The sequence below is a fragment of the Secundilactobacillus similis DSM 23365 = JCM 2765 genome (genome assembly GCF_001311075.1).
GTDB lineage: Bacteria > Bacillota > Bacilli > Lactobacillales > Lactobacillaceae > Secundilactobacillus > Secundilactobacillus similis.
In genome coordinates, this window is the sequence record NZ_BBAD01000004.1 from 1 (window position 1) to 12,902 (window position 12,902).

Annotated in this window: 7 protein-coding genes and 3 pseudogenes; all 10 read left to right on the plus strand. The window is 47.3% G+C overall.

Going from position 1 to position 12,902, the window contains the following annotated elements:
* The first annotated feature begins 311 nt into the window (after nucleotides 1-311).
* The 10 genes and pseudogenes from JCM2765_RS01600 to JCM2765_RS01645 all read left to right on the plus strand — a co-directional run bounded on the left by JCM2765_RS01600 (nucleotide 312) and on the right by JCM2765_RS01645 (nucleotide 12,810).
* A complete protein-coding gene (locus JCM2765_RS01600) occupies nucleotides 312-1,160 on the plus strand; it encodes an N-acetylmuramoyl-L-alanine amidase family protein (protein ID WP_054732972.1) in 849 nt (282 codons plus the stop codon).
* A gap of 304 nt (nucleotides 1,161-1,464) precedes the next feature.
* Nucleotides 1,465-2,750 (plus strand): annotated as a pseudogene (gene hisS, locus JCM2765_RS01605) (histidine--tRNA ligase).
* 27 nt (nucleotides 2,751-2,777) lie between these two features.
* A pseudogene (gene aspS, locus JCM2765_RS01610) lies at nucleotides 2,778-4,557 on the plus strand (aspartate--tRNA ligase).
* A gap of 1,023 nt (nucleotides 4,558-5,580) precedes the next feature.
* On the plus strand, nucleotides 5,581-6,789 hold the full coding sequence (locus JCM2765_RS01615; protein WP_054732973.1) for a Zn-dependent hydrolase: 1,209 nt from the start codon (nucleotides 5,581-5,583) through the stop codon (nucleotides 6,787-6,789).
* 68 nt (nucleotides 6,790-6,857) lie between these two features.
* Nucleotides 6,858-7,381 (plus strand): annotated as a pseudogene (gene msrA / locus JCM2765_RS01620) (peptide-methionine (S)-S-oxide reductase MsrA).
* 135 nt (nucleotides 7,382-7,516) lie between these two features.
* Nucleotides 7,517-8,392, plus strand: coding sequence for a YitT family protein (locus JCM2765_RS01625; RefSeq protein WP_054732974.1), 876 nt, complete (start codon nucleotides 7,517-7,519; stop codon nucleotides 8,390-8,392).
* A 424-nt stretch (nucleotides 8,393-8,816) separates the two neighbouring features.
* Nucleotides 8,817-9,812: a CDP-glycerol glycerophosphotransferase family protein gene (locus JCM2765_RS01630; protein ID WP_369404026.1), complete on the plus strand. Its 996-nt coding sequence runs from the start codon at nucleotides 8,817-8,819 to the stop codon at nucleotides 9,810-9,812.
* A 23-nt stretch (nucleotides 9,813-9,835) separates the two neighbouring features.
* Complete coding sequence (locus JCM2765_RS01635) at nucleotides 9,836-10,642, plus strand: ABC transporter permease (protein ID WP_054732975.1); 807 nt, start codon at nucleotides 9,836-9,838, stop codon at nucleotides 10,640-10,642.
* A 15-nt stretch (nucleotides 10,643-10,657) separates the two neighbouring features.
* Nucleotides 10,658-11,884, plus strand: a complete 1,227-nt coding sequence (locus tag JCM2765_RS01640; protein WP_054732976.1) for a CDP-glycerol glycerophosphotransferase family protein — start codon at nucleotides 10,658-10,660, stop codon at nucleotides 11,882-11,884.
* On the plus strand, nucleotides 11,881-12,810 hold the full coding sequence (locus tag JCM2765_RS01645; RefSeq protein ID WP_082404945.1) for a deoxyribonuclease IV: 930 nt from the start codon (nucleotides 11,881-11,883) through the stop codon (nucleotides 12,808-12,810). The genes JCM2765_RS01640 and JCM2765_RS01645 overlap by 4 nt, the downstream gene beginning before the upstream one ends.
* Nucleotides 12,811-12,902 lie beyond the last annotated feature (92 nt).

Here is a 12,902-nt window from a genome sequence, read left to right on the forward strand (position 1 = left end):
TAGTGAAAGGCCGAATTCTGTAGACGTGTTTTTCCGGCTCAGAATCGTGCCCACGGCGTTCCAGCCCAAATTTTCTGACCGACCGGTTGTGCCCACAATATCACCCATGATTAACGCGCCAACGAAGCCAAGTTTCACAAATTTCGCACACTTACGCTGGACACAAACGACAATCAAAACTGGGGCTGTCCAACACTAACCGGACGTTAACTAAAAACACTAATGATTTTGTAATAATTAGCGACTGGCAATTGTCAAGCCCCAGTACTATCTCGTATAATGGTGAGAAAACGTGAAAACGAGGCAAACTGTTGAAAGATTTAAAAAAATACTGGGTGCCGATGACCATCGCCGCAATCGTTGTGCTGTTGGTGGGTATCACCCTGTTTCAAACCGTTCGTAAAGATCGGCTCACTGCACCGATCGATAATATTAACGTTCGAACGGGACCTAACATTAACTATCAAAAAAAGGCCACTTTAAAAAAGGGCCAAGCGGTCTACATCGTTAAAAAGCAGGATAACTGGTACAAGATCCGTTACGATGACCACCACTTTGGCTGGGTTGCCAGTTGGCTGATCAACCAAACGCAGTCGGTAAAAACGGCGACTAATTTGTCCGATGCCACCATTGTTCTGGATCCTGGTCATGGCGGGAGTGATGCAGGGGCATTGTCGATTGATCAAAAGCACGATGAGAAAACTTATACATTACAGATTGCAAAGCAGGTTCAGCGGCAATTGGAGGCAAAGGGCGCGCACGTCATCATGACGCGGACTGGTGATCAAACGGTATCACTGGGCGCGCGACCCGAGATGGCCACTGACCGCCATGCGGATGCCTTTATCAGTTTCCACTTTGATTCCAGCCCCAGTAATAACCTTGGCTCTGGGTTTACCACGTACTACTACCACGCCGATACCTCGCTTAAGTTAGCGAAAGCCGTCAATCACAGTCTGACTGGATTACCGTTAACTAATCGGGGAATCGCGGTGGGAAACTTTGAAGTCATTCGGGATAATTTACGACCAGCGTTACTACTGGAGATGGGCTATATCAACACAGCTAAGGATTTTAAATCGATTCAAAGTCCTAGTTATCAAAAGCGGGTTGCCGTCGATGTGACGCGCGGATTAGCAAACTATTTTGCAGCCAAGTAACTGAGGGTTTGCGAATCTGCTTGACTTTTAGTTAGGAACTGGTTAATCTAGTCTATAGTCAAATATTGAAACACCGATGACGAAGATCAGTAGTGACACGCCGACTTTTAGAGAGTTTCCGTTAGCTGAAAGGAAACAGCAGGGGGCGTCACGAAGACACTTTTGAGGTGAATAATGCAGATTATTCGTGTCCAACGTTATGGATGAGTAAATTTAAGGTGGTACCGTGCCAAGCACCCTTGTGAAAACAAGGGTGCTTTTTATTTTTTTCACGGTGGAACCGATAATCAGAAAGGAAGTTACTATGCGTTACCAACGACCAAAGGGAACGGCGGACATTCTTCCCGGCGCAAGCAACACTGGCAGTACGTCGAAAATATCGCCCGCGATGTGTTCCGGAAATACCGTTTCGAAGAGATTCGGACGCCGTTATTTGAAAACTTCGAGGTCTTCTCCCGAACTTCTGGGGATACTTCGGATATTGTGACCAAGGAAATGTACGATTTCAAGGATAAAGGAGATCGTCACATTAGTTTGCGGCCTGAAGGCACTGCGGGGGTTGTGCGGGCGTTTGTTGAAAACAAACTGTACGGCCCAGAAGTTCAAAAGCCTTTCAAGACCTACTACATGGGTCAAATGTACCGTTACGAACGGCCACAATCTGGTCGGTTACGGGAATTCCACCAAATTGGGGTGGAAGCTTTCGGTAGTGACGAACCCGCACTGGATGTTGAAGTGATCGCAATGGGCATGGACCTATTTAAGCACTTCGGCATCAACAATCTGCGTCTCGCCATTAACACGTTAGGTGATAAGGAAACCCGGGAGAATTACCGGCAAGCGCTGATCGACTTCCTGGAACCTCACTTTGACGAATTGAGCGAAGATTCACAGGTTCGCTTGCACAAGAACCCATTGCGGGTCCTTGATAGCAAGGATAAGCAGGACCAAAAATTTGTGGCGGATGCGCCATCGATCTTGGACTACTTGACGGATGATGCCAAAGCCCACTTTGAAACGGTGAAGGCATTGTTAACCGCCCTTGGTATCGACTATGAAGTTGATTCAACCATGGTACGTGGATTAGATTACTACAACCACACCATCTTCGAATTCATGGTGGATTCAAAGGCGTTAGGCCACGGCTACACCACGGTTTGTGCCGGTGGTCGGTACAACGGTCTGGTTGAGGAATTGGGTGGTCCAGAAGTTTCTGGGGTTGGCTTTGGTCTCGGAATGGAACGGCTGATCTTGTTGATGGAAGCGGAAGGGGTCGAATTCCCTGATACGCGGAAATTGGACGCTTACGTGGTTGGTATCGGCGATGCTGCCGATGCTGCAACGCTGAAAGTGGTTCAAGCCTTGCGTTCACAAGATTTTGCGGCTGATCGTGATTACCTTGCACGTAAGCCAAAGGCCCAATTTAAGACGGCTGACCGGTTAAACGCGGCTTACACGCTGACCCTTGGGGAAGCCGAATTAGCTGCTAACACCATTCACGTTAAAAACATGGCAACCGGGAACGAAGTCAGTGCACCACTCGATGATGTGTTAACTGACTTTGCGAACGTGATTGCCAGCACTAACTAAAAACTAATTTAGAGGAGACACACAACTATGAAGCGAACAACATACGCTGGCCTAGTTGACGAACAATATCTTGATCAAGACGTTGTTTTAAAGGCTGGGTTCAAAAGCGCCGGGACTTAGGCGGTTTGATTTTTATTGATTTACGGGACCGCGAAGGCATCGTTCAACTCGTGTTCAGTGAAGAATACGATAAGGACGCCTTGGCCGTTGCCGATCAACTTCGGAACGAGTACGTCATTGAAATCAAAGGTCACGTTGTGATGCGTGCCGAACACGAAATCAACGACAAGATGAAGACTGGGAAAATTGAAGTTCGGGTAACCGACATCAACTTGTTGAACAAGGCAAAGAACCCACCATTCTACATCCAAGACGACATCAACGTCTCAGACGAACTTCGCTTGAAGTACCGTTACTTAGACTTGCGTCGGCCAGAGATGCAACGCGGCTTGATGATTCGTAACCGGATCACTCAAGCAGTTCACAGTTACTTTGATTCAGAAGGGTTTATTGATATTGAAACCCCTGATTTGACCAAATCCACGCCAGAAGGCGCCCGGGACTACTTAGTGCCTTCACGGGTCTACCCAGGTCACTTCTACGCCTTACCACAATCACCACAATTGTTTAAGCAATTGTTGATGGGTGCCGGCTTTGACCGTTACTACCAAATCGCACGTTGTTTCCGTGACGAAGATTTGCGTGGGGACCGTCAACCAGAATTTACCCAAATCGATATGGAAACCTCATTCTTAGACGCCGAAGAAATCCAAGACTTAACTGAAGGCTTAATTGCTAAAGTGATGAAGGAAACGTTGGACGTTGACGTGAAGTTACCATTCGAACGGTTAGACTGGGACGACTCAATGGCGCGCTTTGGGACCGATCAACCGGACGTTCGTTTCGGTATGGAATTGAAGGACTTGGGCGACTTAGTTGACGACCTTGGCTTCAACGTGTTCTCAAACGTGTTAGCTGACGGTGGCCAAGTTAAGGCCATCGCCGTACCAGGTGGGCTGATAAGTACTCACGTAAAGACATCGACAAGTTCGTTGAACACATCGATCGTTTCGGTGCTAAGGGCTTACCTTGGTTGAAGGTCACTGAAGACAACTTCACCGGCCCAATCGCCAAGTTCTTCAAGGACAACGCTGACCTGTACAAGGCCATCACTGAACGGACTGGCGCCAAGCCTGGCGACATGCTGTTGTTTGCTTGTGATTCAAAGCGGGTTGTTGCCCAAACCTTGGATTACCTACGTCGCACGATTGCCAAGGACTTAGACTTGATCGACGAATCCAAGTTTGCGTTCCTCTGGGTCGTTAACTGGCCACTGTTTGACTACGACGTTGACTTGAAGCGTTGGGTCCCAGCGCACCATCCATTCACCATGCCAAAGGCTGGCGATGAACACTACTTGGACGAAGGCGAAGATCCACATAAGGCTTACGCTCAAAGTTACGACATCATCTTGAACGGTCTCGAATTGGGCGGTGGCTCGATCCGGATCCACGACCGCGAGTTACAAATGAAGATGTTGAAGGCCCTTGGCTTTACCAAGGAACGGGCCGAAGATCAATTCGGTTACCTGCTAAATGCCTTAGATTACGGTTTCCCACCTCATGGTGGTCTCGCAATCGGCTTGGACCGGTTTGCCCGCTTGTTAGCTAAGCGTGGTAACATCCGCGATGTCATTGCCTTCCCTAAGAACTCGAAGGCCGTTGAACCATTGACTTCAGCACCAACTGAAGTGTCTGATAAGCAATTGCAAGACTTGAGCTTGTTTGTGAACAAGACTGAAGACTAAATTTGATTTCTGAAACGGTACCTGCTCTTTTGCGGGTACCGTTTTTTTTGCGTGTTATGCTATTGCTTGTGTCCAGCGTAAGCATCGTTGCTGTTAGTTTGTGAAATGCTGTGATTTATTTAAACTGTCGATTCCGGTAAGCGGTAGGTTCCTGCTATGGGGCCGGTCTGAGCCAAAAGGCGGTCTCAGTCCTCGAATTGAAGCCACGCCAAAAAACGTGCGAGTCTTCAATTCGTCCCCGATAATTGGCGGTTGTTGGGAAAAGCACCAACAACCACCAATTATCGCGACACAGCATCCACCTAGCCGCTTACCGAAATCTTACGTTGGCGTAATTCGGCACTATTGTAGACCATCTCAAGTGCTTAACTGGACGTCATGCTACAGTATGACAGCGATTGATGTTAACTCGGTAAACAACACAATCATTCAGTAGTTGTCATTTCCGTGATGAACAAGTCTAGCCTGAACATTGACTCAACTCGCTTGAACGTACGGCTGACCCGACGTCGTTACGTTGCCATTCAACATTTGCTGAGATGCTTGCAATTGTCATCGTCCGACAGTTTAACCCTTCATGATAAATTTTCGGGAGTGCGCTTCCGATGCCGACAGCCCGCAAACAAGAGGTCGGTCAGAAAATTAGGCTCAGCCGTGAAATTTCACTTAGTTGGTGAACTTCCAGCTTAGTGAAAGGCCGAATTCTGAGACGTGTTTTTCCGGCTCAGAATCGTGCCCACGGCGTTCCAGCCCAAATTTTCTGACCGACCGGTTGTGCCCACAATAGCACCCATGATTAACGCGCCAACGAAGCCAAGTTTCACAAGCTCCGCACACTTACGCTGGACACAAACGATAGTAGTTTAATTGATTGCCAATATTACTTTGAATAATTTTTGTTATGTAAAGTAGATGATGAATTTGAGCAATCTGTTGAAATTGAATTAAAAAACAACAGTTGAACCGAATTGTACTAAGCGGTAATCTAAAGAAGATTAAAAATAACTAAGGGCGTGATGCGGAATGTCAGGTCAACGGTCGGTTACGGAAAATATAGAAGCGTTAAGTCAGTTCGGACAATTGCCGGATGGCTCAGTAACGCGGTTAGTTTACGATGATGCTTGGGTTGCGGCAATGACTTGGTGGTTGCGTCAAGGACAACAGCAGGGGATGCAGGCAACGATTGACAGTTATGGCAATGGTTTTTTAACCTATCCAGGCAGTCAGTCGGGAACGGTTGCTGTTGGATCGCATATTGATTCAGTGCAGCACGCCGGCCACTATGATGGCGCATACGGCATCGTTGCTGCCCAACTCGCAATGACGCGGTTGGTGGCACGATTAGGTCAACCGCAGCGAACGATGATGGCAATTGCGTTTAGCGAGGAAGAAGGTAGTCGTTTTCCAGTTAGCTTTACTGGGTCACGGCATTATTCGGGGGTTGCCGAAACGGATGACACATTAACGGATGCAAAAGGCGTGACCTTTAACGATGCCCGGCAACAGGCGGTTCAATCGTTAAGCGAGCACTTTAATCAAACTGAACAGGCGCTTCCCGATGAATTTATGGAACTTCACATTGAACAAGGCCCATTACTTGAGTCGACCCATGACGATATTGGGGTGGTTTCGACGATCTGCGAACTAGAGGAGTTTGTCGTTACGCTTACGGGTGAAGCGAATCATGCAGGCACAACGCCGATGCATCTTCGTCATGATGCGTTAATGGCTGCTGTTCAGGTCATCAGTCAATTGGACGAGCAAGCACATCAGGTTGGTGAACCATTCGTTTTCACAGTTGGTCAGCTTGAGGTCAGTCCAGGATCATCTAACGTGATTCCGGGACAAGTACGGTTTACGATCGATATTCGGCACCCGCAACGCCGAGTCGTTGATGAATTTGAACAAGTGATTCGACAACTGTTAGCGGATGTAAATGAGGTTCGGGTTGACTTGAAACGGGTGACAGCTAGTTATCCAGAAGTTCGAATGGATCCTCGATTAATGGGTCAATTTGAACAAATCTGTCAGCAACGCGGGTTGGCGTACCGGGTCATGCCATCCGGGGCGGCTCACGATACTCAGATGATGAACGCCAAGGTGCCAACCGCGATGCTGTTTGTCCCGAGTCATAGGGGCATTAGCCATTCGGTTGCAGAATATACCTCACCCGAAGCACTAGAAAACGGGGTTCAGGTGTTAATGGCGCAACTGTATCAAGAGTGCTACTAGTGGTGAAATTCTGGTAGTTCTCGGTTAATTACGGTATGATAGAATCATTAACTTTAGAGGTGATTAGAATGAGTGAATCGCGTGAAACGGCAATTTTTGCGGGTGGGTGTTTTTGGTGCATGGTCAAACCCTTTGATACCCAACCCGGCATTGAGAAAGTAATCTCGGGGTATACGGGTGGGACAGTGCCTAATCCAACCTATGATCAAGTGAAGCGCCATGAAACGGGGCATACCGAAGCAGTTAAAATCATTTTTGACCCAACGATTATGTCATATAAACGATTGGTTGAAATTTACTGGCAACAAACTGACCCAACCGATGCGATGGGCCAATTCCAAGACCGGGTGATAACTACCGGCCAGTGATTTTTGTGAAGGATGCTGCTCAACGTCAAGTTGCGGAAGCCTCCAAGAGGCAGCTTGAAGAAAGTGGTCGGTTTGACGCCCCAATCGTGACGACGATTGAGAATGCCCAACCATTTTATGAAGCTGAGGAAGAACACCAAGAATTTTATCGCAAAAATTCCGAACGTTTTGCGATGGAAGAAGCTGCTGGACGCGAAGGGTTTGTTAAAAGTCACTGGCAGTAACCGGTTCCATGATAATAGAACGCTAAAAATTGTGGTTTAGTCGGCGACCTTAGAGGAGTTGTGATAGACTAATTTAAGGTAACGAGTAACGGGGAGTGATGTCATGTCACTTTCGTAAAGATTAAAGGAGATATTATGGATGACGTACAGCGCTTGATCAAGCGCCACCAGTCAATTGGTAAACTATCGACTGCTTTTATTTACGCAATTTTAGTGTCTGTTGCAATGAACTTTTTCTGGACACCGGGTCACATTTATTCATCGGGAATCACTGGGTTAGCGCAATTGGTGACCACGATAACGGAACGTCAATCGCCAATCGTGATTTCAACGGCGTTGGGGCTGTTCCTATTGAACGTGCCATTATTTATTCTAGCTTGGCGGCAAATCAGCCATAATTTTACGGTGTATACGGTGATCACGGTTTTCTTGGCTAGTTTGATGATCAAGATGATTCATCCAGTTCACTTGACGACTGATCCGATTATCTGTGCAATTTTCGGGGGCGCCGTGAACGGTTTCGGGACCGGTTTAGCTTTGAAGAACGGGATCTCTACCGGGGGCCTTGATATTTTAGGTATCGTGATTCGCCGTAAAACCGGGCGTTCGATTGGGACGATCAACATTGCTTTTAACTCACTGATCATTATTGCGGCCGGTTTTCTGTATGGTTGGCCCTACGCCTTTTATTCCGCGATTGGCTTAGTGGTGAATGCGCGGGTCATGGATATGACCTATACGCGACAGCAATTGATGCAGGTCATGATTATTACCGACCGACCGAAAACGGTGATTGATTCGATTCAAAATCACATTCGGCGGGGGATTACGATCGTTCACGATGCGGAAGGGGCTTATCACCACGACACCAAGACGATTTTGTTTACGGTGATTTCGCGCTATGAGATGCCTGATTTAGAGGAAGCCATGTCAGAGGCGGATTCTAAAGCGTTCGTGAGTGTTTCAGAAATTTATAAAGTACTGGGCCATTTTTATGAGCCTAAATTATAAACGATATTGGCGGTTGACCTAAATGAGGGTCGACCGTTTTTTTGAGATAAGCGCTATTAAATCGTGATGCGGCGCGTTTTTGAAGCATGCAATCTATTCAGGCGATAATGCGGATGATGCCCTGAATATGAAGTTAACGTCACACCACTAGATTATAATTTCCTAAAGAGCCTCAAGTCCCGTTACCCGTGTGGTATAATACCATGTTGTGCCCGTTTCACTTGTGGGAACGAGTAGAATGAAAATCAGTGAAATTGGTGATTTGTATTGAAAGTAATCTATATCTGGTTGGTACGGTTCATGTCGATGTTAACGTATTTCGGCCGTACCAAAAGACGCCCCGTTATTTACCTCATGAGTTTCGGTAATAACTTAGGCTTTATCCTAAAATTGGCGGAACAATTAGGACAACGTCAACATTTGATTGTCTTTTACCGACAACGTGGCGGTTGAGGCAGCGCAGTTGGCGGCTAACGGGGTTGAGGTAGTACCCTTTAGTGATAATTTACACTTTATCGCGACGGGGGTGCCAGTGTTAATGCGGGCGCAGTTAATTTTTTGCGATAACTACTATGCTTTCTTAGGTGGTTTATTGCACCCGCGGCACGCTAAAATCGTGCAACTCTGGCACGCAAACGGCGCCATTAAACAGTTTGGTTGGGGGGATCCTCAAACAAAACTGCGGTCTTCAGCTGATCAACGGCGGTTTCAACGCGTTTATGATCAGTTTGATGACTATGTGGTGGCGTCAGAAGCGATGGGAACGGTTTTTCAAGAGAGTTACCGGGTACCGGCGACCCGAATGCAGTTACTTGGGTATCCGCGATCAGACCGGTTTTTGTCAAAAGAATGGCGAGATGCAGCAATTGAGCGCATTGACCAAGTGGCGCCTGATTTACGGCACCACCGGGTCATTTTGTACGCGCCAACTTACCGTGAAGACCGAACTTTTGAGCTGTCAGCAGCCCTAAAACAAGCGCTCATGGCAGATGATAACGCAGTCGTCGTGGTGAAACTCCACCCCGTGATGCAGCAAGTTGAACGACAATGTCAGCAGATGGCGAATTCGCGGATTCGGTTTTACCCGCAGTTATCAACCACGGATCTGTTGACCGTTGCTGAAACACTGATTACGGACTACTCGTCGGTTGCTTTTGACTATAGTCTGTTACCCACCGCTCATAGTTTGCTATTCTACATGTCAGATTTAGAGGACTATCAACACAATCCCGGTATCCAGCCCAACTTTTTGCGCTGGTTACCCGCGGCACCGCTACGAACGCCTGCTGAGTTGAAACAGGCGATTCTGGCGGACCAGGCCACTGACGTTTCAAAATTTAATCGCTATTGGAATACCTATAATGATGGTCACGCAACGCAACGTGTGGTTGCCCATTACGACCGGTATTTGAACGAGTAGTGAACTTGAAGGAGTGTTAACCTTTGAAAGAGGTCATAACCTTATTTAAAGAGCAGTTTCACAGTTTGGGGATCATTTTCCGGATTTCGAGTTACGAAGACCGGGCAAGTTATCAAAGCCATTATCTCGGGATGGTTTGGGAATACCTTTACCCGTTGATTCAAATTTGTATCTACTGGTTAGTGTTCGGGGTCGGGTTAAAGCACGGTCAAAGTAACGGTGTTGATTACCTGCCTTGGATGATGATTGGGATCACGCCTTGGTTCTTCATGAACCGAGCTACCTTGGATGCGTCAAAGAGTATCTACCAGCGGGTCGGCATGGTGTCAAAGATGAAGTTCCCGGTATCGGCTTTACCAACGATTAAAATCGTGTCTAACCTGAGTTCGTTTTGGACGATGTTAGTGATTTCAGTTGTCGTGAGTCTGTTATACGGGATTCGGCCAAGCATCTACTGGTTTGAATCCATCTACTACTTTATCTGCATGCTTGTGTTCTTACTGGCGTTTGGGATCTTTAACTCAGCCGTTTCCGTGTTGATTCGGGATTATCATGTGCTCTTACAATCCGTGATGCGGATGCTGTTTTACTTATCTGGCGTGCTGTTTAACTTTGAATCAGGCGCCTTTCCACCAATCGTGACGCGAATCTTACAACTGAACCCATTTTTCTACGTGGTTTCCGGCTTCCGGGAATCATTGATGGGCCAAGGTTGGTTCTGGCAACGGCCAACGTTGACCTTGGAATTTTGGTTATTCGTGCTATTCTTCCTGCTCGTTGGGTCGCACCTGCACTACAAGTTCCGGTCACGGTTCGTTGATTTAATTTAATTTAGGAGGAGAACGATGTCAATCAGACAACTGAAGCGTCAAGTGATTCAGGGATTGAAGATCGTGATCCGTTATGGACTCATCGTGTTGAACGATGGGTTTATTTGTATCCCGACAAATCCGAAGTTAGTTATGTTTGAAAGCTTTAACGGTAACGATATCAACGACAACCCGGCCGCAATTTACCGAGAGTTAGTGGCAGAACACCCAGAAATGGCGCAAACAGCGTACTTTGGCGTCAAGCCACGGCACTATCGGCGACTACAAGAACAGTATCCGGATATTCAGCTGGTGAAGCGGTTTTCGTTGAAGTGGGTGTGGTTAATGGCCCACGCCCGGTACTGGGTGCTAAACTCCCGGTTACCCAATTGGTGGCGAAAGAACCGGGGTACCACGTACATTCAAACTTGGCACGGCACCCCGCTGAAACGGTTGGGGGCCGACATTGAGCACGTGGCGATACCGGGCACCACTACTGAAAACTACGCGAAGCAGTTTACGCAAGAGGCCAGTCGTTGGGACTACTTGATTGCGCCAAATGCTTATTCACGCGAAATTTTTAAGTCCGCATTTCGATTCAACAACCACTTCTTAGCCGTGGGGTATCCTCGAAATGACGTGTTATACCGGGATAACCGACCCGAAGTGGTAGCACAGCTGAAATCTCAATTGGTGGGTGATGCCAACGCCACGGTGATGACGTATGCGCCAACCTGGCGGGATGATGATGCGATTAAAACGGGGCAGTATCACTTCCAATTACCGTTTGATCTAGCAACCTTTTTCAACCATGTGAGTGCGGAAACGGTGTTGGTGATCCGGCCACACTACCTCGTTAAAGATCACATTGATATTCGGGGGTTCGAAGACCGGGTTAAAATTTTAGCGGATGTTGATATTGCCCAGTTGTACTTGATTACCGATCTACTGATCACCGATTACTCATCGGTGATGTTTGATTTTGCGAACCTAGACCGACCAATGTTGTTTTATGCGTATGATTTATCCCATTATCGGGATCAACTGCGAGGCTTTTACTTTGACTATCAGGCTGAGATTCCGGGACCTTTGGCAACGGATGAGGGTCAGATGATGCAGGCGTTGGACGAGTTTGCACAAGCCAATGATTTTGCGGCTTATCGACCAAAGTTAGCGGCCTTTCAACAAAAATACTGTGAGTGGGAAACCGGCACTGCAGCCCAACAAGTGGTTGCTGTCATGAATGGGGGATTTCAAAAATGACATTATTAATTGGGTCACACGTCAGCATGAAGGGTAAGGAGATGCTCCTTGGTTCAGCCAAAGAAGCAGCGAGTTACGATGAAAACGTGATGATGGTGTATACGGGGGCACCACAAAATACCCGTCGCAAGCCAATTGACGAGTTAAATATTGATGCGGGTCAGGCGTACATGAAGGCGCATGGTATTGAACAAGTTGTTGTTCATGCACCTTATGTGGTCAACTTAGGCAACACGATCAAACCCGAAAATTTCCCGTTTGCCGTTGAGTTCTTACGCGAAGAAGTCAAACGTGCCCAAGCGCTCGGTGCAACGCAAATCGTGCTTCATCCGGGAGCCCACGTTGGTGCCGGTCCAGATGCGGCCATCGCGCAAATCGCAACCGGTTTAAACGAAATTATTACCCCGGATCAAACGGTTAAGATTGCGTTGGAAACCATGGCGGGTAAGGGAACTGAAGTTGGCATTACCTTTGAACAACTTGCTCAAATTATTGAACAAGTTGACGATAATGATAAGCTGTCGGTTTGTTTTGATACCTGTCACACAAACGATGCGGGCTATGATATTGTTGGTGATTTTGATGGTGTTTTGAAGCATTTTGATGACGTGGTTGGCTTGGATCGGCTTCAGGTGGTTCACCTGAATGATTCTAAGAATCCACAAGGGAGTCACAAGGACCGGCATGAACTTCTCGGACTTGGGACGATTGGGTTTGAGGCGCTAAATGCCGTTGCCCATCACCCAGCTTTGACCAGCGTACCTAAAATCATGGAAACACCGTGGGTCATTCCTGATCCTGAAAACAAGAAAAAGAAGTTACCGCCATACGGTTACGAAGTGGCGATGTTGCGGCAACAACGATTTAATCCAAATATTGAAGCGAATGTGATTGCGCAAGCAACCTTTGATGAAGGGCTGTCGTAAGCGTTTGTGAGTGCCGGCTAGTTCTCTGTTTGACGTGAGACTGGCCGGTTTTTGAGTTTTACTGAATGAAAATTGGTCGGCGTAAGCATTGA